Annotated in this window: 20 protein-coding genes; 15 read left to right on the top strand and 5 right to left on the bottom strand. The window is 40.5% G+C overall.

Going from position 1 to position 23,819, the window contains the following annotated elements:
* The first annotated feature begins 18 nt into the window (after positions 1–18).
* From EL17_RS22540 to EL17_RS05830, 5 genes are all read left to right on the top strand, one after another.
* On the top strand, positions 19–831 hold the full coding sequence (locus EL17_RS22540; protein WP_051719825.1) for a GLPGLI family protein: 813 nt from the start codon (positions 19–21) through the stop codon (positions 829–831).
* Between the two features lie 290 nt (positions 832–1,121).
* Positions 1,122–3,518: a hypothetical protein gene (locus EL17_RS05845; protein ID WP_164674966.1), complete on the top strand. Its 2,397-nt coding sequence runs from the start codon at positions 1,122–1,124 to the stop codon at positions 3,516–3,518.
* Between the two features lie 66 nt (positions 3,519–3,584).
* Positions 3,585–3,779, top strand: coding sequence for a type II toxin-antitoxin system VapB family antitoxin (locus EL17_RS05840; RefSeq protein WP_035071362.1), 195 nt, complete (start codon positions 3,585–3,587; stop codon positions 3,777–3,779).
* A gap of 570 nt (positions 3,780–4,349) precedes the next feature.
* Positions 4,350–4,823 (top strand): transcription elongation factor GreA, encoded by a 474-nt coding sequence (gene greA, locus EL17_RS05835; RefSeq protein WP_035071360.1) that lies wholly within the window; start codon positions 4,350–4,352, stop codon positions 4,821–4,823.
* Positions 4,824–4,874: 51 nt separating this feature from the next.
* A complete protein-coding gene (locus EL17_RS05830) occupies positions 4,875–5,270 on the top strand; it encodes an HIT family protein (RefSeq protein ID WP_035072108.1) in 396 nt (131 codons plus the stop codon).
* Between the two features lie 71 nt (positions 5,271–5,341).
* Here the strand turns inward: EL17_RS05830 and ispE are convergent, their stop codons facing one another.
* Positions 5,342–6,151, bottom strand: a complete 810-nt coding sequence (gene ispE / locus EL17_RS05825) for a 4-(cytidine 5'-diphospho)-2-C-methyl-D-erythritol kinase (RefSeq protein ID WP_035071358.1) — start codon at positions 6,149–6,151, stop codon at positions 5,342–5,344.
* A gap of 531 nt (positions 6,152–6,682) precedes the next feature.
* Between ispE and ilvD the strand changes: the two genes are divergently transcribed.
* The 10 genes from ilvD to truA all read left to right on the top strand — a co-directional run bounded on the left by ilvD (position 6,683) and on the right by truA (position 18,910).
* Positions 6,683–8,365, top strand: a complete 1,683-nt coding sequence (gene ilvD / locus EL17_RS05820; protein WP_035071356.1) for a dihydroxy-acid dehydratase — start codon at positions 6,683–6,685, stop codon at positions 8,363–8,365.
* 25 nt (positions 8,366–8,390) lie between these two features.
* Complete coding sequence (ilvB, locus tag EL17_RS05815; protein ID WP_035071354.1) at positions 8,391–10,085, top strand: biosynthetic-type acetolactate synthase large subunit; 1,695 nt, start codon at positions 8,391–8,393, stop codon at positions 10,083–10,085.
* A 119-nt stretch (positions 10,086–10,204) separates the two neighbouring features.
* Positions 10,205–10,705, top strand: coding sequence for an acetolactate synthase small subunit (gene ilvN / locus EL17_RS05810; protein WP_035071352.1), 501 nt, complete (start codon positions 10,205–10,207; stop codon positions 10,703–10,705).
* Positions 10,706–10,726: 21 nt separating this feature from the next.
* Positions 10,727–11,770: a ketol-acid reductoisomerase gene (gene ilvC, locus EL17_RS05805; RefSeq protein WP_035071350.1), complete on the top strand. Its 1,044-nt coding sequence runs from the start codon at positions 10,727–10,729 to the stop codon at positions 11,768–11,770.
* Position 11,771: 1 nt separating this feature from the next.
* Positions 11,772–13,280, top strand: coding sequence for a 2-isopropylmalate synthase (locus EL17_RS05800; RefSeq protein ID WP_035071348.1), 1,509 nt, complete (start codon positions 11,772–11,774; stop codon positions 13,278–13,280).
* A gap of 2 nt (positions 13,281–13,282) precedes the next feature.
* On the top strand, positions 13,283–14,710 hold the full coding sequence (gene leuC / locus EL17_RS05795; protein WP_035071346.1) for a 3-isopropylmalate dehydratase large subunit: 1,428 nt from the start codon (positions 13,283–13,285) through the stop codon (positions 14,708–14,710).
* Positions 14,697–15,290, top strand: coding sequence for a 3-isopropylmalate dehydratase small subunit (leuD, locus tag EL17_RS05790; protein WP_035071341.1), 594 nt, complete (start codon positions 14,697–14,699; stop codon positions 15,288–15,290). Before leuC ends, leuD begins: the two co-directional genes overlap by 14 nt.
* Positions 15,291–15,320: 30 nt before the next feature.
* Positions 15,321–16,904 carry an alpha-isopropylmalate synthase regulatory domain-containing protein gene (locus tag EL17_RS05785; RefSeq protein ID WP_035071339.1) on the top strand — a complete coding sequence of 528 codons (1,584 nt, stop codon included), beginning with the start codon at positions 15,321–15,323 and terminating at the stop codon, positions 16,902–16,904.
* Positions 16,873–17,955 (top strand): 3-isopropylmalate dehydrogenase, encoded by a 1,083-nt coding sequence (gene leuB, locus EL17_RS05780; RefSeq protein WP_035071337.1) that lies wholly within the window; start codon positions 16,873–16,875, stop codon positions 17,953–17,955. Before EL17_RS05785 ends, leuB begins: the two co-directional genes overlap by 32 nt.
* Before the next feature lie 163 nt (positions 17,956–18,118).
* The gene (gene truA / locus EL17_RS05775) at positions 18,119–18,910 is read left to right on the top strand and encodes a tRNA pseudouridine(38-40) synthase TruA (protein WP_035071335.1); all 792 of its coding nucleotides are present in this window, start codon (positions 18,119–18,121) and stop codon (positions 18,908–18,910) included.
* A 182-nt stretch (positions 18,911–19,092) separates the two neighbouring features.
* Here truA and EL17_RS05770 read toward each other — a convergent pair whose 3' ends face one another.
* The 4 genes from EL17_RS05770 to coaBC all read right to left on the bottom strand — a co-directional run bounded on the left by EL17_RS05770 (position 19,093) and on the right by coaBC (position 23,816).
* Entirely contained in the window at positions 19,093–19,908 is an 816-nt protein-coding gene (locus tag EL17_RS05770) for an enoyl-ACP reductase FabI (RefSeq protein ID WP_035071333.1), read from the bottom strand.
* A 76-nt stretch (positions 19,909–19,984) separates the two neighbouring features.
* The gene (gene recN, locus EL17_RS05765) at positions 19,985–21,637 is read right to left on the bottom strand and encodes a DNA repair protein RecN (RefSeq protein WP_035071331.1); all 1,653 of its coding nucleotides are present in this window, start codon (positions 21,635–21,637) and stop codon (positions 19,985–19,987) included.
* A 27-nt stretch (positions 21,638–21,664) separates the two neighbouring features.
* Positions 21,665–22,567: a type IX secretion system protein PorD gene (porD, locus tag EL17_RS05760; protein WP_035071329.1), complete on the bottom strand. Its 903-nt coding sequence runs from the start codon at positions 22,565–22,567 to the stop codon at positions 21,665–21,667.
* A 40-nt stretch (positions 22,568–22,607) separates the two neighbouring features.
* The gene (gene coaBC / locus EL17_RS05755) at positions 22,608–23,816 is read right to left on the bottom strand and encodes a bifunctional phosphopantothenoylcysteine decarboxylase/phosphopantothenate--cysteine ligase CoaBC (protein ID WP_035071327.1); all 1,209 of its coding nucleotides are present in this window, start codon (positions 23,814–23,816) and stop codon (positions 22,608–22,610) included.
* Between the last annotated feature and the right edge of the window lie 3 nt (positions 23,817–23,819).

Raw genomic sequence — 23,819 nt, 5'->3', positions numbered from 1 at the left:
AATATTAAATATTTAAAGATGAAAATTTTCAATACTATAATTCTTTTTTTTATTACTTTACATATACTTTACGCCCAGAATAGTAAAGAACTAAGTTCAAATCTTGCAGTTTTTTATGAAATGAATTACATTCCCGATTTGTCTCAGCTTGATGAAGTAAAAAAAACTTTAACTATCCTATTGATAAGAGATCAAAGTAGTTTATTTAAAACCTATAATAAATATCGACAAGATTCTTTAGTAAACCATCATTCGAGTATTGGAACTAGTTTTAACGAATTTAATGAAATTAAAAAGCAAATTCCCAGTTCCAGCCATAATTTTCAAATTGTAAAAGAAAAAAAATTCATTACAATATATGATAAGGTAATACCGGATCAGTATATGTATGAAAGAAATTCGATAGATATTCAGTGGGAAATATTGGGAGAAAAACAAGAATTATTTGGGTTTCAGGTTCAGAAAGCCAGTACAGTGTATGGAGGTAGAAAATGGGAAGCTTGGTTTACAGAAGAAATTCCCTTGAATGAAGGACCATATATTTTTAATGGGTTGCCGGGATTAATTATTACAATAGAAGATTCTGAAGGTCATTATAAATTTTCTCTATTTAAAATTAAAAATGATATAAAAATTCCCCTTACACCATATTTAGTAAAGAAACCAATTAAAACGAATGAGAAGGATTTTTTAAAATTAAGAAAAGAGTTTTATCTCAACGCTTCTCAAAAGTTGGCTCAAACAAATATGAACATTAATGATAAGGAAATAGCTAATGCTGTTGATGTAAGATATAGGAAGAAATTAAATTTTATAGAACGGGAGCATTAAAATACTTAATGAGCAATTTAAGATTAATTTATTTTGTAATTATTTTTAACTTACTATTACTAAATTCTAATATATTAGCTCAGTCAATTATATCTGGAAAGATTGAAATTAAGGAAAGTCCAACTTCATCTTCCAATTTTGGTATAAATATTATTATAAAGAATCCAGAAAATTTTTCTACCATTTCATATGGTATTACAGACGAAAATGGAAAATTTTCGATTAAAATACAAGCAGATAATGATAGCTTAGTTTTGTTGTTTCGTTCACTTATTACTCTAGAGTATCAAATGAAGATAGGTAATAAGTCTCAAACTTTACTTATTGAACTGGAAGAAGCAGTTCAAGAAATTCCTGAATTTACCTTAGAATCAATTAAAAATCCTGTTTCTGCCAAAAATGATACGATTAGTTATTCCGTAGAAGGTTTTGCCACGCCAAATGACCGGGTAATAGCCGATATCCTGAAACGGCTTCCGGGCATAGAGGTGCTGGAAAACGGTACCATTCTTTACGAAGGAAGGGGAATACAGAAATTTTATATTGAGGGGATGGATCTCCTCGAAGGCAAGTATAACCTGGCCAATAAAAACCTTCCCGCCGATGCGGTGGAGTCGGTACAGGTACTGGAAAACCATCAGCCGCTGCGGGTGCTGGACAGTCTGGTTTTTTCCGATCGGGCTTCTTTAAACCTGAAGCTGAAAAAGAAGAATGTCTGGGTGGGGACAGGTAATATGGGCTTGGGGGCTTCCCCTTTGCTGTATGACGGCAAATTCAGCCCCATGATGTTCAGAAACAATCTTCAGATGATCAATACGGTACAGTCCAATAATGCCGGTAAGGATATCGCCAGCGAACTGAATGTCCTTACCCTGGATGATCTGCAGGAGAAAGTAGGGAGCCAGGACAATTTTAATCCATGGTTTGGTGTGCCCAAACTTTTTGCTCCCAATATCCATCCTGAACGTTTCCTTTTCAATCAGAGCCATCTGGTATCAGCCAATGTGCTGACGCGTAATCCTGACCAAACCGATTTCAGAACCAATATATCGTATTTGCATGACAGCCAGCGTCAGATAGGACAGGTACAAACCACATTTTTTCTGCCTATGGATACGGTGAGGATTTTTGAAGCCAATCAAAACCGCTACCTTACCCGCGATCTGGATGCAGAACTTTCCTGGATCAGAAATGTGAAGAAATCTTATATGAAAAACAGGCTTCAGGTAAATGTACAGAACAATGTGGAATTTGGACTGACGCAGCTGAACAACCAGCCCAGAAATCAAAAGGCAAATCTGCCCCTGCTGTCTCTATCCAATAATTTTCATTCGATCAAGCCGATAGGCCGTCAGCTGCTGGATATCAAATCTATTATATCCTACCGCAGGACCCATCAGGAGCTGTCGGTAAGTCCCGGTGGCTTTGAAAATCTGATTTCTGATGGAGCGGTTTCCGAAAGTCTGGTTCAGGGCCTGGATTATAATTCCCTGTACACCAACAATTCAATTGGGTTTACCAAGGGCTTACCAAAACGCTGGTCTTATAGTGGCACTGGCGGACTGATTTATCAGAGGGATGGCATGGAAAGCACTCTGGAAGCGCAGGAGGGAGGCGAAACTATAATACAGGAAGTCCCCTTTGTGAATGATATTACCTATCAGCAGATCCGGTCCTACCTCCAGTCAAAATTCTCTCTGAAAACGGACGCCCTTAACCTGAATATAGATTTACCGGTAAGTTATTTATTCGTTGATGTGGAAGATCCTGCATTTGCCCAGCGTCAGACTTTGGGCAGAGTGGTCTTCGAGCCACAGCTATTTGCCAAATACCAGCTTTCCGGCAAATGGAATACAAGTATCAGGTTGAGAAGAAAAAATGAGTTCAAAGGAATTCAGGATCTTCATTATGGATTTGTACTGAGAAATTTTAGGGTGATGCAACAAAGAGCAACATCAGTTCCCGAAGTCTTGAACCACAGTCTAAATTATGCTTTGAATTATAGGGACCCTATCAATTCTTTTTTTGCCACTATGAATTATGCCTATTCTCTCTTAGATTATAATACCATCATGGAAAATCAGGTGTTGTCATCAGGTGATGTCATCTATCGTGCCCTGGATATGGCTAATAGGGGAGAAAACCATGCTGTAAATCTGCGGGCCAGTAAATATATACCTATGCTTTTTACCAATATAACCCTAACTGGTAATTATCAAAAAAGGAGCAATCAGCAAATTATTAATGAAAGACTTTCGGATATCAGATTTCAAATGTTGGGTCCAGGCTTTGAACTCAGTATAAATCCCAAGACCACCGTTAATCTAAGTTATAAAGCAAATCTAAACCTGATAGCAACCCAAGTAGCTGAACGGGAATTGGGCAGCATCCAGCAGTTCAAACAGGTGGCAGAGCTTGATGTTTTTCCTCTCCAGGACCACTTGCTATCTGTGGTCTGGGAGTACTATGACAACACATTGGCGTCCAACCGGGAAATGACACATTTTGTGGATCTGCGCTATCGTAACCGTATAGCCAAAACCAAGTGGGATGTGATTCTGCATGCCCAAAATATACTGAACAATAATAACTTTGGGACTTTTACCGCAGATGCCTTTATGATACGTCAGCAGACCTTTTTGCTAAGGCCCAGACAGGTTTTAGTGAGTGTTAATTTTTCTTTTTGAAGTGGAAGTTCATTCAATTTGAGATTAAGAAATTGTATGTGTATATTGATTAGAAACAGACACATCATGAGGACGAATATCCAAATAGATGATAAATTAATGGAGGAGGCTATGAAAGTTTCTGGTCATCAAAATAAGAAAGCAAAAGTAGAAGAAGGGTTGAAATTATTTATTTTATTAAATCATCAAGAAAAGATAAAAAATCTAAGAGGTAAAATTAAATGGGAAGGTGATCTGGATCAAATGCGTTTGGACAAATGATTCTAATAGAGAATTAAAAGTGAGACAGATTTTCAAAAAGTGAACCATGTCATGTATGAACTTCCATTTTTCTCCTTGTGCTATATGGAACTTTTAATTATTGCTAAAGAAAATTACCATGTCTTAAGGAGACAAGGCATTACAGTAAGAAAAACAATAGGTATTATAATAGCACCATTCTGTATTCAAATCGAGCATGACTTTGAGCATCACTCACTAGTATAATTATGACGATGCGAGATTCCATCTGACCATTAGTAAACCAATTGTAAACAGATGAAAGCAATTATAAATTACTTCATAATGATATGGATTTTGATCCCTGTGGAGCAATCTTGGGATTGTAGGTTGTCAAATGATTCAACTGATTTTTTTCCATATTTTGGTGATGTATTAATAAAAGAAGAATGGTAAAAAGGAGGCGTGACCTTTCTTTTTAAACCTTATAATTGCTTAATCGTTACTATTACTTTACCTTTGCAATAAGAAAAATACAAGACATTATATGAAAGGCGGTTTCAGCAATGAGACCGTTCTTTTATTTTACATAGCCATAGTAATTTTAAGAACATGGGACAAATACAATACTACACAGAGGAAGGCCTTAAGAGACTTAAGGATGAGCTTCAGGAACTAAAGACTAAAGGCAGACATGATATCGCCAAGCAGATCGCTGAAGCTAGGGACAAAGGTGATCTAAGTGAAAATGCCGAATATGATGCTGCAAAGGATGCTCAGGGCTTGTTAGAACTGAAAATATCCAAATTGGAAGAGGTGGTAGGAAACGCACGTATCTTAGATAATTCAAAGATGGATACTTCTAAAGTAGGCATACTTAGCACTGTGAAAATCAAAAATGTAAAAAACGGTATGACCGTAGCCTATACCTTGGTGTCCGAAGAGGAAGCTGATCTAAAGGCAAATAAAATATCTTTGGCCTCACCTTTTGGTAAAGGATTAATAGGCAAAAAAGTAGGTGAGATCGCACAGATCAATGCTCCTGCAGGAATGGTAGAATTTGAGGTTCTTGAGATCAATTATTAATTAATCATGTTCCCGGTTGTCAGTCAGCCGGGTTTTTTTTATTTTTATGCTATGGCTTCTATATTTACTAAGATAATCAATAGAGAGATTCCCGGTTACATTATAGCTGAGGATGATCATTATATAGCATTTTTAGATATCATGCCCTTGGTGAGAGGACATGTACTGGTGGTACCTAAACAGGAGATCAGTTATATTTTTGATATGGATGATCAGCTTTTGGCAGGTCTTCATGTTTTTTCTAAAAGAGTGGCCAAAGCCATAGACAAAACCATCAAATGTACCCGTGTAGGTGTAGCGGTGATAGGACTGGAAGTCCCCCATGTACACATCCACCTGGTGCCGCTCAATACAATGGATGATATTAATTTTACCAGGCCAAAGCTGAAGTTGGAAGAGGAGGAACTGGCTGAAATAGCAGATAGGATTAAACTGAATATAAGTTAAAAAAAGGATCACTGAAGTTTGCCCCAGCATAAGATTTATCCCTTCGGTGCATACTGTGATCAATCTACAGCTTACTTCATTTCTGCTTTAAATACCCAATAACCCTCATCTAAACCTCCCGTCTCCGGCTCTTCATCGTATAATCCATATATTGTGGATCCGGATCCTGACATGGCGGCATAGAATGCGCCTTTATGATATAGTTGTGTTTTAAGTTTGTCGAGTTGAGGGTGAATTTTAAAAATGCTTTGTTCAAAATCATTGACCAGGTATTCACGCCAGAGACTAGTATCAGGTAATATTTCTTTGAGCGATTTGGCAGGGTCCTGGGGAGTCAGACCTGCATATGCTTCTTTAGTCCCGATATGAAGCATGGGATTGACCAACATGATCCATTTTCCTTTAAGATCTACATCGGTCACTTCCAGTATTTCTCCTCTACCTGAGGCAATCTTGGGAGTGTTTTCTATGAAGAAAGGGCAATCACTTCCCAGCTGAGCAGCATAATCTTCCAAAAACCAGTCTTCCAAATAAAGATCGAAGAGGTTATTGTATAGTTTCAAGGCAAATGCACCATCTGCAGAGCCTCCTCCGAGTCCTGCCCCCATTGGAATTTTTTTATGCAGGTGGATATTGACATGTGGAAGTTCGTTAAAATCTTTTCTGATCAATTTTAATGCTTTAAAAATAAGGTTGTCTTTTTCATTGCCTGGGATAGGCAAGCCACTTGCATTGAATGTAGTCTTTTTATCGATAATCATTTCCAATGCATCAAAAAGCGGAATGGGATACATGCAGGTCTCTATCTCGTGGTAGCCATCTTTTCTTTTAGCTTTAACGTGTAGTCCCAGATTGATTTTGGCATTTGGAAATAATATCATAGAAGCAAATTTTTTTATAAAACTAAGAAAATATGCTGAGGTAAAAAGTGATATTTTTTTTCAGTTAAGGTTTTTATGGCTAAAAATTGGAATTTTTACAAAAAAATCACCCAGACATTACCTTTTTGGTTTAAAGTGAGTGAAATTTATGTGAATGTTTAAAATAAAATAATATTCTGTGCAATCGTTGTATTCTTTAATTTTAAATTTTATTATTTTGAAAAAATAGTAATTGATTGTATTAAATTTTAAATAAATATTAGTTAGTATACTTAATATTTTAATAACATTACTAAAATTGATATAAAATATTGTTTCTATGGATAGGAATGCTTAAAATTGTACTGTTCTATTACCTATTAGCTAACAATGATATGTCAAGCGTCACCAATAAAATCAGCCCTACCGTCATTTTTTTTCTGATTATTCTCTTCGATACCCGATGAGGCGCTAACCTATTGTATTTACTCAATCAATAAAGTGCCTCCTACGTGAAAGGCACTTTTTTTTATATCCAATCGCTAAAATTCAATGAATAACCTAAAAAAACATAGTTGGGAAGTAAGTGATAACGATGCCCATCCTGCCGGTAAGGCGATGCTATATGCCACTGGGCTTACGGACCAAAAGCTAAAGCAGCCATTTATCGGTATAGCCAGTTGTGGCTATGAAAGCAATCCTTGTAACATGCACTTGAATGATTTTGCCAATCTCATCAAAGATGGTATGACTGTTCAGAATCTTACAGGACTGGTATTTAATACGATAGGCATAAGTGATGGCATATCCATGGGTACTGCAGGCATGCACTATAGTTTGCCATCCCGTGAAATTATAGCCGATTCCATAGAATCTTTTATTTTAGGTCATTCATTTGACGGTGTGGTAGCGGTAGCGGGCTGCGATAAAAATATGCCTGGAGCTATCATGGGAATGCTTAGGATAAACAGGCCAGCCATATTAGTATATGGGGGCACGATAAGTTCGGGAAATTATAAGGGAGAAAAGCTGAATATCGTAAGTGCATTTGAAGCTTATGGTAAACGGGTAAAAGGTGTGTTGACTGATGAAGATTACGAGGGTGTGATAAGGGCCGCCTGTCCCGGGGCGGGGGCCTGCGGCGGAATGTACACTGCCAATACCATGTCCTCAGCCATTGAAGCGATGGGCATGTCGCTCCCCTACAGTGCCAGTAATCCCGCAAAATCTGCAGAGAAAACCCGCGAGTGTTTCGATGCAGCCTCCTACCTAGAGATCCTCCTAGATCAAAATATAAAACCAAAAGACATCATCACCCAAAAAAGTTTAGAGAATGCCGTCAGGGTAGTGGTCGCACTGGGTGGAAGCACCAATGCGGTGCTTCACTTATTGGCGATTGCGCGTACAGCTGATGTTCCATTTACTTTGGCTGATTTCAAAAGAATCAATGATGAAACACCTGTAGTGGGTGATTTTAAACCCAGTGGTACTTTCTTAATGGAAGACCTGCACCATCAGGGGGGCTTGCCTGCCTTTATGAAATACCTTTATAATGAAGGGCTACTGCATGGGGACTGTGTAACTGTCACAGGAAAAACAGTTGCTGAAAATCTAGAAAACGTATCCCCTGTCACACCCTCTAAAGTAAATGTCATTCACCCGCTAGAAAGCCCTCTTCAAAAGAGCGGGCATCTATGCATCCTTCACGGCAACTTAGCCCCTGAAGGATCTGTAGCCAAAATTTCCGGTAAAGAAGGTCAATCATTTACAGGTAAAGCTAAGGTATTTGATAGCGAGCAAGAAGCCAATAATGCCATAAGCAGCAACCTGGTCCAAAAAGGAGAAGTAGTCGTCATCCGGTACGTAGGGCCCAAAGGTGGTCCTGGCATGCCTGAAATGTTAAAACCCACTTCTATGATCATAGGTGCCGGATTGGGGTCTGATGTGGCACTTATCACTGATGGCAGATTTTCAGGTGGTACGCATGGTTTTGTAGTAGGTCATATTACACCAGAAGCTTTTTCGGGAGGTCCTATAGGTTTGTTACAAGATGGGGATGTGATCACCATAGATGCCGAAACACATAGTATCAGCTGTGATTTAAGTGAAGAGGAACTGGAAATCAGAAGGAAATCATGGAAGAACAAGGATATTTCCCATCTTCAGGGTACACTCAAAAAGTACAGCCAACTGGTATCTACTGCATCTGAGGGATGCGTGACCGATAGAAAATAAATAGCATTTAATAAATCTCACATATATGAAGGATTCAAGAATCAGAGGAGCGGAGATCGTTATCAAATCATTGGTAGCGGAGCAGACAACTATCATGTTTGGGTATCCTGGTGGGGCTATCATGCCTGTTTATGATGCCCTTTATGATTATATAGATCAGATCAACCATATACTGACCAGGCATGAACAAGGGGCTATCCATGCAGCCCAAGGATATGCCAGGGTATCGGGTAAAGTGGGCGTATGCATAGCTACTTCTGGCCCGGGTGCCACCAACCTTATCACTGGTCTAGCGGATGCCTTGATAGATAGCACCCCTCTAGTCTGTATCACGGGACAGGTAGCTTCGCACCTCTTGGGTACTGATGCCTTTCAGGAAACTGATGTGATGGGATTTTCTATGCCGGGCACCAAATGGAATATACAGGTCCGGAAAGTGGAGGATATTGCTCCGGCTATAGCCAAAGGATTTCATATAGCGAGGACTGGTAGACCAGGGCCTGTATTAATAGATATTACCAAAGATGCCCAATTTGCATTAGGTGAATATAATTATGCCCCCTGTCTTAATATCCGGTCTTATAAGCCTTACCCAAAGGTAGAGCAGGGAGCTATAGCGCGAGCTGCTGCTCTAATAGATCAGGCCGAAAGACCATTTTTACTTTTCGGGCAAGGTGTACTGATAGGTGGTGCTGAAGATGAGCTTAGGCAACTGGTCGATAAAACGGGTATACCCGCTGCCTGTACCCTATTGGGGTCCGGAGCATTATCAGAGGATCACCCACTTTATGTCGGCAAGCTTGGAATGCATGGAAATTATGCCCCGAATATGCTCACCAATAAATGTGATGTATTAATAGCTGTCGGTATGAGGTTTGATGACAGGGTAACGGGAGACCTTTCCCGATATGCCAGACAGGCAAAAGTGATTCATTTGGAACTGGATCCTGTAGAGATCAATAAGAATGTGAAATGTGAAGTTCCTTTACTGGGCGACTGCAAAGAAAGTCTTAAGCTGCTAACCGCATCTGTTAAGGCCAATGAACACCATGAATGGCTGGAGAAATTCTTGGAGCTGGAGCAGGAAGAGAAATTTGCAGTAGTCACCCAAGACCTTGTTCCTACCAAGGTGGGCTTGACCATGGGTGAAGTGATCCGGTATGTGAATGAGTTTAAGGATGATGATGCCATATTGGTAACTGACGTAGGGCAGCATCAGATGATTGCTTGGAGATATTTTGATTTTAAAAAGAGCAGGACACAGGTGACATCAGGTGGATTAGGTACCATGGGCTTTGGTTTACCCGCGGCACTTGGTGCACAGATGGCAGATTTTTCGCGTCAGGTGATCTGTGTAGTGGGAGATGGGGGCATACAGATGACCATCCAGGAGCTTGGCACTATCATGCAAACCAAAGCTCCGGTTAAGGTCATATTGCTTAATAACAACTTCCTGGGAATGGTAAGGCAGTGGCAGCAGATGTTCTTTGACAAGCGATACAGCTTTACCGAACTTGACAATCCGGATTTCATCAAAATAGCGGAAGCTTATAATATTAAGACCAGTAAAGTAACACTCAGAAGTGAGCTCAGTGAATCCGTCGCCGAAATGCTGCTACATCAGGGCCCTTATTTTCTAGAAGTAGTTGTAGAGAAAGAAGATAATGTATTTCCTATGATAGCCACAGGAAGTTCGGTGGATGAAATCAGGTTAAGCTAATAAAAAAAAATGAACAAGCTACAGTATCGTATATTCCATAACTCCGATAATTATGGAGCCTTGAGAGGTCTTCAATTAACAAGGCAGTCAGGTGCGGTCAATAAAAGGAAATTAAAATCATGAAAAAAAAATATACTATATCCATATTCACTGAGCATTTTATTGGTATCCTGAACCAAATCACCATTATATTTACCCGAAGAGGTGTAAATATAGATGGGTTTACGGCATCAGAAAGCAAAGATGATGGTATTTACAGGATGATCATCGTAGTCCATACAGATGAAGCGCAGGTAGTACAGCTGGTCAAACAGATAGAACGGATTATAGATGTGATAAAAGCATTCTATTATGTGGATGAGGAGGTGGTATATCAGGAACTGGCCCTTTATAAGCTGCCTGTGACAAGTCTTGATCCAAGCCTGGAGAAGGTAATCAGGCAATTTAATGCCCATATTATTTCTGCGGAAAAAGATTTTGTGGTCATAGAATTGACCGGTCACAAAGAAGATACCCAGGCACTGCTTGAGATACTCAAAGATTTTGATTTGCTGGAATTTGCCCGATCAGGCAGGGTGGCCATAGCCAAGCCCATGCAGACAATAGACAAATATTTATAAATTATCAAAACGATTAAAACTATGAAACTGAAATTTGGAACAGTTGAGGAAAATGTAGTAACCAGGGAAGAGTTCCCATTGGAGAAAGCTAAAGAAGTATTGAAGGATGAGGTTATAGCCGTATTGGGATATGGTGTGCAGGGGCCTGGACAGGCATTGAACCTTAAAGACAATGGCTTCAACGTAATCGTAGGACAAAGAAAGAATTCCAAAACCTGGGATAAAGCTGTAGAAGACGGCTGGGTTCCTGGAGAAACACTTTTTGAATTAGAGGAAGCCTGTGAAAAAGGAACCGTAATTCAGTTTTTACTTTCAGATGCTGGGCAGATTGCCCTTTGGCCTACTGTCAAAAAGCATTTGACGCCAGGCAAAGCACTATATTTTTCGCATGGTTTTGGTATCACCTATAAAGAAAAAACAGGTATAGTGCCTCCAGAAGATGTGGATGTAATACTGATCGCACCGAAAGGGTCTGGTACATCACTGAGAAGAATGTTTGTAGAGGGCAGGGGTTTGAATTCATCTTATGCTATTTATCAGGATGCCACAGGTAAAGCAAAAGATAGAGTCGTGGCACTTGGAATTGGAGTAGGGTCTGGATATTTGTTTGAAACAGACTTCTATAGAGAAGTTACTTCCGACCTTACAGGGGAGCGGGGTACGCTTATGGGGGCTATACAAGGAATCTTTGCAGCACAGTATGAGGTATTGCGTGCTAATGGACACACCCCTTCAGAGGCATTTAATGAAACGGTGGAAGAGCTGACCCAAAGTCTTATGCCATTAGTGGCCGAAAATGGCATGGACTGGATGTATGCCAACTGCTCCACTACTGCCCAAAGAGGAGCGTTGGACTGGTGGAAGCCCTTCAGAGATGCTACCAAGCCGGTATTTGAAGAATTATATAAAAGTGTAAAAGACGGTAAAGAGGCCAACAAATCAATCGAATCCAACAGTAAGTCTGACTATAGGGTGAAATTGGAAGGAGAGCTAAAAGAGCTAAGAGAATCTGAAATGTGGCAGGCAGGAGCTGTCGTCCGTCAGTTGAGACCAGAAAATAACTAACATTATGGAGAAATTATGGATATTTGACACTACTCTAAGAGATGGCGAGCAAGTACCAGGGTGCCAGCTTGATTCATTTGAAAAAATCATTGTAGCCCAGGCCCTCGAAAGGCTGGGGGTAGATATCATCGAAGCAGGATTCCCAATCTCAAGTCCCGGTGACTTTAATTCTGTGGTAGAGATTTCCAAAGCAGTGTCTGACCCTATCATTTGCGCTCTATCCAGAGCTGTAGAAAAAGATATAGAGGTGGCAGCAGATGCTTTGAAGTATGCCAAAAGAGGTAGAATCCACACCGGTATAGGCGTATCAGAATACCATATACTCCATAAGTTAAGATCCACTCCGGAGAAGGTTATCGAGAGAGCAGTACATGCTGTGAAGTTTGCCAAACGATATGTGGAAGATGTAGAGTTCTATGCAGAAGATGCCGGACGTGCAGATAATGAATATTTGGCCAGGATAGTGGAGGCAGCCATACATGCAGGCGCCACGGTGGTAAATATACCCGATACTACAGGTTATTGTCTTCCAGAACAGTATGCCCAAAAGATCAAATTTCTAAAAGAAAACGTATCCAATATCCACAAAGCCATCATTGCTACCCACTGTCACAACGACCTTGGTATGGCCACAGCAAACACCATAGCAGGCGTGCAGCATGGTGCCAGACAGGTTGAAGTGACCATTAATGGGATAGGAGAGCGTGCAGGGAATACCAGTTTGGAAGAAGTGGTCATGGCCATCAAATGCCATAGCGATATCCCTGTTTTCACCAGTATAAATACACCGAAAATATACGAGACCAGCCGACTGATCTCTAAGTTGATGAACATGCCCATCCAGCCCAATAAGGCTATAGTGGGAAGAAATGCTTTTGCCCATTCTTCAGGCATCCATCAAGATGGGGTCCTGAAGCATAGAGAAAACTATGAGATCATGGATCCAAAAGATGTCGGTGTAGAGGAATCTTCCATTGTACTCACGGCTAGAAGCGGAAGGGCAGCTTTAAAGCATCATTTACAGCTCTTAGGTTTTCCATGTGAAGGAGATAAGCTTGAACTGGTGTACAATGATTTCCTGAAGTTAGCTGACGCTAAGAGGGATATTGGAAGAAAGGATTTATTACAACTTGTAGGGGAGTATCTGGAAGACAATTCCTTTGTGCAACTGGGAAAGGTAAGCTATCAATATGGGGATGTAGTAAAATCAACTGTTGAACTTACCATAGGCGATAAAAAAAGCACAAGTTCAGCGGAAGGAAACGGCCCGGTGGATGCTGTCATCAAAGCCATTGAAAAAGTAGTAGAGCAGGAAATCGAATTGGATGAATTCCTGATACAGTCCATGGCCAAAGGAAGTGATGACGTATGTAAGGTCCATATGAGGTTGATGCATAACAATAAGCCCTATCACGGCTTTGCCTCCCATACCGATATCGTACTAGCGTCTGCACAGGCCTTTGTAGATGCTATCAATAAATTACCCGTTAAGCAACCAGCTATAAATTAGTTATGGAAAAGAAAACATTATTTGACAAGATCTGGGATGACCATGTGGTAAAACAAGTGGAAAAAGGCCCTGATGTTTTATTTATAGATAAGCATTTTATTCATGAAGTAACTAGCCCTGTTGCATTTCTAGGCTTAGAACAAAGGGGCGCGTCAGTCCTTTTTCCTGAAAAAACTATAGCTACACCAGATCACAATGTACCTACCGTAGACCAGGAGAAGACAATCAAGGACAAGCTATCCCGTATGCAGGTAGACCGGCTTCGAGATAACTGCAGTCGGCATGGCATAGAATTGCACGATCTAGGATCTGCTCATCATGGCATAGTCCATGTCATAGGGCCCGAACTGGGAGTGACTCAGCCGGGCATGACTATAGTATGTGGAGACAGCCATACATCTACTCATGGTGCATTTGGTGCTATAGCCTTCGGTATAGGTACGAGTGAGGTGGAAATGGTACTTGCTACTCAGTGCATCATGCAGACCAAAGCTAAAAAAATGAGGATAACGGTGGATGGGCAAATAGGTCCTGGGATCACCTCAAAAGATATCATCTTATATGTAATAGCACAGATATCTTCAAGTGGAGGAACCGGTTACTTTATAGAATATGCAGGCTCAGCCATCACTTCTTTAAGTATGGAAGCACGGATGACCATCTGTAATATGAGTATTGAAATGGGAGCACGAGGAGGATTGATAGCCCCTGATCAAACCACTTTCGATTACCTGAAGGGTAAGCGGTATTCACCAAAGGGTGAGGAATGGGACCATGCAGTGGCAAAATGGCAAGACCTCCATACAGATGAGGGAGCGGAGTTTGATGTTGAATATCATTTTGCAGCAGAAGATATAGAGCCTATGATCACCTATGGTACCAATCCAGGAATGGGTGTCAAGGTAAGAGGCAATATTCCAACAGGCACAGATCTGGAAGGCAGTAATAAAAAATCCTATATCAAAGCGCTGGATTATATGGGTTTCCAGCCTGGAGAATCTTTGAGAGGCAAAAAGATAGACTATGTATTCGTGGGCAGCTGTACGAATGGCAGGATCGAAGATCTTCGTGCTGTCGCTGAATTTGTCAAAGGCAAACAAAAAGCTGAGAATATCACTGCCTGGATAGTGCCAGGATCCAAAGAGGTAGAGAAATTGGCCCATGAAGAGGGTCTGGTGGCCATACTGGAAGAGGCAGGATTTAAATTGAGACAACCGGGGTGTTCGGCCTGTCTGGCCATGAACGATGATAAGATACCGAGTGGAAAATATGCTGTATCCACTTCAAATAGAAATTTTGAAGGAAGACAGGGACCTGGCTCCAGAACATTACTAGCTAGTCCCCTTACGGTGGCAGCAGTAGCCATTACAGGGGAAATCACCGATCCAAGAGATTTATTATTAATAGAAGAAGAATATGGCGTACGATAAATTTAATGTTTTGAATAGCACTGTGGTACCGCTCTCTACAGAAAATGTGGATACAGACCAGATCATACCTGCAAGGTTTTTAAAAGCTACAGAAAGAGTCGGTTTTGGCGATAATCTTTTCAGAGACTGGAGATATGACAGTGAAGGGAATCCAAAAGAAGATTTTGTGCTCAATGACCCTACCTATTCCGGTAAAATTCTGCTGGCAGGTAAAAACTTCGGTTCAGGCTCTAGTCGTGAACATGCAGTATGGGCCATATACGATTATGGTTTTAGGTGCGTTGTTTCCAGTTTTTTTGCAGATATTTTTAAAAACAACTGTTTGAATATTGGTGTGCTTCCTGTGACAGTAAGCTCGGATTTCGCAGATGATCTGTTTAAAGCTGTAGAAGAGAATCCCCAAGTTCAAGTGGAAGTTGATATTGAAATGCAGACGATCACCTTGGTTTCAACCGGGAGATCTGAATCATTTGATATAAATCCTTATAAAAAGTCCAATATGCAAAATGGCTTTGATGATATCGATTACTTATTAAACATCAAAGAAGAAATTAAAGATTTTGCTACAGGAAGGCAATAAGAAAATTAAATCGGATTAAAGCATATACCAATGAATGGGCAGAGGAAAATAGAAATCATGGATACCACACTGCGGGATGGGGAACAGACCTCCGGGGTATCATTCCTGCCTGCCGAAAAGCTTCAGATAGCTAAACTGCTGCTGGAGGAATTAAATGTGGACAGAATAGAGGTCGCCTCTGCAAGGGTATCGGAGGGTGAACTGGAGGGAGTAAAAAAAATCACCCACTGGGCCAAAGAAAAGGGCTATTTGGGGAGAATAGAAGTTTTAGGCTTTGTAGATACGCCAATATCGGTAGACTGGATCTTAGCTGCTGGGGGGAAAGTGCTCAATCTGTTAACAAAAGGATCACTGAACCATTTGACCTTTCAACTGAAGAAAAAACCGGAGGAGCATTTTTCAGAAATAAAAGAAGCTGTTCAATACGCAGTGGATCAGGGAATGGAGGTAAATGTTTATCTTGAAGACTGGAGTAACGGAATGAGAAATTCCCAGGAATATACAATGGACCTGATTTCTTATTTAAATAAACTTCCGATCAAAAGAGTCATGCTACCAGATACTTTAGGTTTGCTGTCTCCGGATCAAGTGGCGCAATATATAGAGAAAGTCACCACCGCTTTTCCCGACCTTCATTTTGATTTTCATGCGCACAATGATTACGACCTTTCAGTCGCTAATGTATTGATGGCTACCAAACATGGTGTGCATGGTATCCATACCACTATAAACGGTTTGGGTGAAAGGGCAGGTAATTCTCCCTTGGAAAGTGTAGTTGCATGCATCAATGACTTTACTGAATTTGATTTGGATGTAAAGGAACACAAAATCTATCAGGTAAGTAAGCTGGTAGAACAGTTTTCCGGGCTTCATATCCCGATGAATAAACCTGTTATAGGTGAGAATGTATTTACCCAGACTGCCGGAATACATGCAGATGGTGATCAGAAGAAGAATTTATATTTCAGCGATCTTTTGCCTGAGCGGTTTGGAAGGACCAGGAAATATGCCCTTGGCAAAACCTCAGGTAAGGCTAATATCATGAAAAACATCATGGATCTGGGCATATCACTGGAGCCGGAAGAGCTCGTCAAAGTCACCCAGGCAGTAATAAAACTGGGAGATAAGAAAGAAAAAGTGACCCCTGAAGATTTGCCTTATATCATTTCTGATGTATTGCAGAATAATTCGATCAGAAATGATATTCAGATAGCCGGATATCATATGACCCACTCCAAGGATTTAAAGCCTACGGTGCAATTGAGACTTAAAGTGTATGATCTGTATTATGAAGCGCACGCTTCAGGAAACGGACAGTATGATTCCTTTATGAAGGCACTAAAGAAAATCTACAAAGGCTTGGGTAAATCATTGCCAAAGCTTACCGATTTTGGGGTGAGCATACCACCTGGTGGAAAGACAGACGCATTTGTAGAATCTATCATTACCTGGGAGTGGGGCAAAAAATTCAAGACCAAAGGGCTAGACAGTGACCAAACAGTGGCTGCTATGAAAGCTACTGAAAAGATGCTCAATATCATAGAGCAGATGGAACAAACGACAACAGAAAAAAGCAAGATATATGGAAATGAAAATAGCATTATTGGCGGGTGATGGCATCGGCCCGGAAGTAATGGCACAAGCGGTAAAAGTGGTAGATGCTGTAGCAAAAAAATTCGGGCATAACATCAGTTATACCGAGGGTAAAGTAGGAGCTACAGCGATTGATCATACCGGCCTTCCTTATCCGGAAGAGACCCATCAGGTATGCCTTGATGCAGATGCCATACTATTCGGTGCCATAGGAGATCCCAAATATGATAACGACCCCAAAGCTAAAGTACGGCCTGAGCAGGGGCTTCTTTTAATGAGAAAAATGCTTGGCCTTTTTTCCAATGTTCGACCCACTTTTACATTCCCTTCTTTACTGCACAAGTCACCATTGAAGCGTGAACGTATTGAAGGGACTGATTTGGTGTTTTTAAGGGAATTGACCGGTGGAATTTACTTCGGAGAGCCGAGGGGTAGAAATGAACAGGGTACGGTGGCATTTGATACCTGTGTGTACTCTGTAGAAGAGATTGAACGATTGGCCAGGATGGGTTTTGATTTTGCGATGAAAAGAAGAAAGCACCTGACCTGTGTAGATAAGGCTAATGTCCTTGCCACTTCCAGACTGTGGAGGGAAACCGTACAGCGCTTAGCTCCAGAGTATCCTGAGGTGACTGTGGAATATGAATTTGTAGATGCCGTGGCAATGCGCCTGGTTCAGTGGCCTAAGGCATATGATGTACTGATTACAGAAAATCTTTTTGGCGATATACTAACAGATGAAGCCAGCGTGATCAGCGGGTCCATGGGACTGATGCCGTCTGCATCATTAGGCACCGTAAATAAATTGTTTGAACCTATACATGGATCTTATCCACAGGCAGCGGGCAAAGACATTGCCAATCCTTTGGCAATGGTCTTATCAGCAGCGATGATGTTCGAATATGCATTTGGAATGCAAGATGAAGCTGATGCGATCAGTGATGCAGTGAACAGTTCACTGGAGCATGGAGTGGTCACAGAAGATATATCCGAAGGGGGTAAAGCCTACAAAACTTCGGAAGTAGGGGATTGGTTGGCGACGAAAGTGCTGGCGAAGGAGCCGGCACAGTGACCTAATCAGAAAGAGGGGACTATCTTAGTTTCCTCTTTTTTTTATTAAGATAGGGCAAAATTTTTTAAGTAATTATATTTAGGAGCCTCATGTCCGGGACCCGAATGGTCATAGCAGTGTTGAATAATTTCATCATCTATTACTAATTTTGTACTTTTGCCGGATGCAAAACCGACCTCATACCTATCTATTTTGGATTCAATATTTGGGATTTCGATATCATGGCTGGCAGAAGCAGCCAAATTTGAAAACGATACAAGGCAGGTTAGAAAGGGTGATCAGATATGTATTAGGCCATGATAATTTTTCGATTTTAGCTGCAGGAAGAACCGATTCAGGTGTCTCTTGCGAAAATGGGGCCTTTGAACTTTTCAATATAGATCCAATAATAATCGGTGCGTTTATAGAAGAAGTTAATATTTCCCTACCAGATGATATCAGGCTATTGAGCGGGCAAGTGGTAAGCAGTAAATTCAATATTATCCAAGATGTACAGTCTAAGGAATACCGGTATTATTTTACTCATGGAGAAAAACCTCATGCTTTTGTAGCGGGTAATATGGCGTGGGTGCATGGTACCTTGGATATTGGTTTGATAGAAAAAGCTGTGGATGCCTTTATAGGGGAGCATGATTTTCGTCGGTTTTGCTCAAAGAATAAAAATACTGATAATTACGTAAGAAAAATTTCCGAAGCTGAAATTATAGTGGTTGATCCTGTTTTTGGAAACTTATATCCAGAAAAGGTTTATTGCTTTAGGGTAAAGGGAACTGGATTTTTGATGCATCAGGTTCGCATGATGGTAGGAGCATTGTTTTTAATTGGACAGGGGAAATTAACCAGAGAGGATATAAAGGAAGCGCTAGTCAGTCCGGACCATCTGCCTCTGGCAGGAAAAGCTCCAGCTCATGGCTTGGTTTTGAATAATATCTGGTTTGATGAGAATAGGCTTTAAAAACTATTCTAATGATAATTAATAATATTTAGATGTGGTTAACATTTTAAATGCATAGGTATGACTTTATAGCACCGCTTATGTTAATATTAAAAAAAATAGCCCTGTAAAGTCCCAGGGCTATAATATGAAGATAAGAATTGAAGTTTAAGAAGGCCTGCAAGCCTGTTTCAAATAAACTATTATTTGTCTTTAAATTGTTCTATAATGTCTTCCGATATGCCGGTAAAAGAATAACCGCCATCGTGGAACAGATTCTGCATGGTAACATATCGGGTAAGGTCTGAAAACATCATAACGATATATGAAGCACAGGCATCAGCAGGCGCATTGCCTAGTGGTGACATAGAATCAGAAAAGTTAAAGAAAGAATCAAATCCGCCTATACCCGTTCCAGCCGTGGTTTTAGTAGGAGATTGAGAAATAGTATTTACCCTTACTTTCTTAAGTTTACCGTATCTATAACCATAACTTCTAGCGATACTTTCTAATAATGCTTTGGCTTCAGCCATATCATTATAAAAAGGATATACACGCTGAGCTGCTATGTATGATAAGCCTAAGATTGATCCCCATTCATTCATGATGTCCATCTTCTCGGCCACTTGCATCATCTTGTGAAAAGATATGGCAGATATGTCATATGACTTATGGACCCAATCGTAATTAAGATCCCCGTATTCTCTGCCTTTTCTGACATTTGGAGACATGCCTATTGAGTGTAGGATAAAATCAAAATTGCCTCCAAGATATTCTTTTGCTTCTGCATATAATTTTTCGATGTCCTCTACAGAAGTAGCATCTGCGGGTATGACTATAGTGTCACATTGCTTGGCAAGATCTTGAATAGCTCCCATTCTCATGGCGATAGGAGCATTCGTCAAAACAAATTTAGCACCTTGCTCCTTAGCTTTCAAAGCTGTCTTCCAAGCAATAGAATTTTCATCCAATGCACCTGTAATTATACCTCTTTTACCTCTTAATAAATTTTCAGACATAGATCTAATTAGTTGATTCTGTATAAAGGCTCAAAAATAAAGATTTTTTAATGTATAATGTCTATTTTATAAGGAATTATTGCCCTAGAAGTTCGCGTGCATTCTCAAATGCGGCCATGGAAGGATTGGAACCAGCTATCATTTTGGCGATTTCCTGAATTCTATCATCTCCATGTAACTGTCTGATTTTGCTTATGGTCTTGCTGCTACTATTATCTTTATAGACGAAATAATGCTTTTCACCACGTGCGGCCACCTGTGGTAAATGGCTGATGCAGATAACTTGGTGGTTTTTGGAGATGTTTTGCATCATCTTTACCATCTGCAGGGCCACTTCGCCAGAAATACCCGTATCTATCTCATCAAATATCAAAGTAGGCATGGCTATTTTATCTGCCATGATATATTTGATGGCAAACATCAGACGACTAAATTCTCCACCGGAAGCTACCTGTCTAATCGGCTGTGGTTTCACCCCTTTATTGGCAGAGAAGAGGATTTCTACTTCATCCATACCAGTAGGCCCAGGAGTGACGGAGGACAGGGCAAACTGCAGGCTGGCATTCTCCATTCCCAAGTGCCGTAGTAGCTCTATTATCCGTTTACCAAATGGATCAAATGCTGCTTTTCTCTTAGCAGTAAGGACTTCCCCTGCTTTGATCAGAGCTCTTTTATCTTTATCCATTTGTTCGTGGAGGGACTCCAGTTGATCATCCAGGTTTTCAATCTGGAATACCTTGTCGGCAAGGGCTGATTCTATTTCCAGTAAACCTGCGATATCATCTACTCCATGTTTTTTCTGAAGGTGATAGATTTTACTTAGCCTATCTCTGATGGTATCTAATTTTTCAAAGTCGACTTCTATTTTTTGATCCTCATCTTCCATAGTGGCTGCTATGTCATTCAGCTCAATCACCACACTCTGAAATCGCTCCTTGAGATCGTCAAAGCGGCTACCAAATTTAGATAGCTGGTTAAAATAAGTTTGTAGCTGACTCGATAAGGTGAATAGGCCAGCTTCCTCACTGTTAAACTGCGTGAGGGCATCATAAATTTTTGACTTTATTTCTTCTGCATTTTCCAGTATATCCTGTTCTTCTTCCAGAAGCTGCTGTTCTTCTTTTTGAAGTTTCAGCTCAGAGAGTTCCTCGAGCTGAAACTTATTGAAGTCAGCTTCTTTTCGGAGTTCTACAGCCTCTGCGGAAATTTTTTCAAATGCTTTTTTTGATTTGGTAAATGTTTTGTAAGCCTCTGCATATGCTTTTTTTTCGGTCTGATCTTCTGCAAAAGCATCTATCAAATCCAGTTGGTATTCTGTAGCGCCTAGAAGCAAGGTGTCATGTTGCGAATGAATGTCCATGAGAGATTTGCCCAGCACCTTTAGGGTTTCGAGTCTTACCGGTGTGTCATTTATAAAAGCACGGGATTTGCCAGATGGGGCTATTTCCCTACGAATGATGCATAGAGGATCAAAATCCAAGTCCTCAGATTCAAAGAAAGTTTGAAGTCCATATTCCTGAATGTAAAACTGCCCCTCGATGATGCATTTTTTGTTTTCATCAAAAAGTGATCTGACATCAGCTCTATTCCCCAGAAGTAAGCCTACAGCCCCCAGCATGATGGATTTACCCGCTCCGGTTTCACCTGTGATCATGTTTAGGGTTTTGTCTGGCTCCATCTCCAGTGACTCTATTAGTGCATAGTTAGAGATGGTAAGGTTTTTCAGCATAGGTTGATATTATTTAAGGATCTATGATTATCCTTTTAACAAGTCATTATATTTCCTTGAATTATTGGGATCCACTTTAAGAAGTAAAGATACTGCCTCTTTTCGGATATCCATAGGAGCATTTTTAAGTACTTTGCTTATCTCATCAGATTTAGCATCCATAAATGTGATGGGGAGGATGCTGTTTGGTTGGGCTTCATTAGCTCCTGTTACTTTTCTGATAGCCTCCAATATGTTTGGATAAGCCTCTTCTGGCCTGCTGACCAAAATGTCCATCCCTTTTCTATGATAGAGATAATAGGCGTCTCTGATAGGTACCATTACCTGTGAAGTGTATAACTGATCCGCCAGCCAATATCGGTTTCTTCTATCAGTAGTACTTTGATTCCATCCTGGACGAGGAGATTGCTGGGCATTAGATACTATGGTAGATGCTATTTCAAAATACGGTTCTCCTCCACGAGGTGAAAATGAATCATAATCTACGCCTATTACCAAATAGGCATAAAAAGCTAACAAGGATGAAATATTGTTTAAAAAGGTATTCCTGTTAAATTCCAGGGGCTGGGAATCAATAAATTCAAAAGTCCAGTTTCGGTCCGCAAAATTAAAAATTAGGCTCTCATAGTTTGAACCGAATATAGGCCTTACTGTCTGTACTTGTACAGTGGCGGTGAACATTCCCACTTGAGGCATATCATTTATAGTTATCAAAAGATTGCCTTTAATTCTTTCGGCAGGACGAAATTCATCTTCTGTCCAGTTCCTGCCATTTAGAAATTGCTCAAAACTATTTTTCATGTTTTCGAAGATCACTGTTTCCTGTGTCCTCGCCCTGTCACTGTTTATGGTAACAGTAAAATTTAGCTCTTGAGCATACATAGCCTCTGTATTGATCAAAAGCAGGAATATGACTATAAAATTTCTCATCATTTCGTCTAATGTATAAAGATAACGAAATAGAATATAATCAATTTGGTGGGGTCAGTGATTTTATGGCAGTAACAATATGTGCAGCCACCTCTTTCTTAGAAAGCAAAGCCAAATTTTGCCTGTCTCCATTTTTAAAATAGAAAGTTACTTTATTAGTATCATGTTGAAAACCAGCTCCTGAATCCCGCATCGAGTTTAATACTACCATATCAAAATTTTTGTTTTTCAGCTTTGAAAGGGCATTGATCTCTTCATTCTGTGTTTCAAGTGCAAAACCTATATGGATTTGTCCAGGAGCTTTTACCTTTCCTAAAGATGCCGCTATGTCCACGTTCTTTTTAAGCTTAAGAATTATTTCATCTTCGGACTTTTTGATTTTCTCAGTAGCCACCGTCTCTGGAGTGTAATCAGCAACTGCAGCAGCAAAAATACAGATGTCAGCTGATAAGTGGTGCTGCTGACACGACTGATACATTTCTGAGGCACTGCTGACCTTAAATACTTTAATAAGAGGATGGTCTACGGGGATGTGACTTGGGCCGAGTATCAGATTGACCAAAGCTCCCTGTTCCGCTAGTTCGTAGGCTATGGCTATTCCCATTTTCCCACTGCTATGGTTGCCTATAAAGCGCACAGGGTCTATAGCTTCATTTGTAGGTCCTGCGGTGAGGAGCACCTCCTTGCCGGTGAGGTCTTTTTTTTTATCAAAAAAGGAAACAACTTTTTCTACTATATGTTCCGGTTCCATGAGTCGGCCCTGACCGCTCAGGCCGCTGGCTAGTTCTCCCTCTTCTGCTTCCAGAATGATATTTCCATAGCTGGAGAGTGTGTCGAGATTTGTCTTGACAGAGGGGTGCTGATACATGTCCAGGTCCATAGCAGGTGCTACCATGATTTTACATCTGGCTGACAGATAGGCGGCTGCAAGTAAATTATCACAGGTTCCTTGAGCAAATTTACTGATTGTATGGGCACTTATAGGCGCAACTAAAAAAAGATCTGCCCATAGGCCTAGTTCTACATGGTTGTTCCATGAGCCAGTCTTTGGATCATAGAAGGTATGAAGTACAGGCTTCTTAGAAAGAGTCGATAAGGTAAGTGGGGTAATAAAGTCAAGAGCAGAGGTACTCATAATGATCTGTACCTCTGCTCCTTCCTTGATCAGTAATCTGGTCAAATGTGCAGCTTTATAAGCTGCTATACTACCGGTGACTCCAAGTAAAATTTTCTTTCCTTGCAGCTGCATGTT

Origin of the sequence: Anditalea andensis (assembly GCF_000714815.1) — a bacterium.
Taxonomy (GTDB): Bacteria; Bacteroidota; Bacteroidia; order Cytophagales; family Cyclobacteriaceae; genus Anditalea; species Anditalea andensis.
The sequence above is the reverse complement of the archived record's forward strand: the minus strand, read 5'-3'. Positions and strand labels throughout refer to the sequence as shown.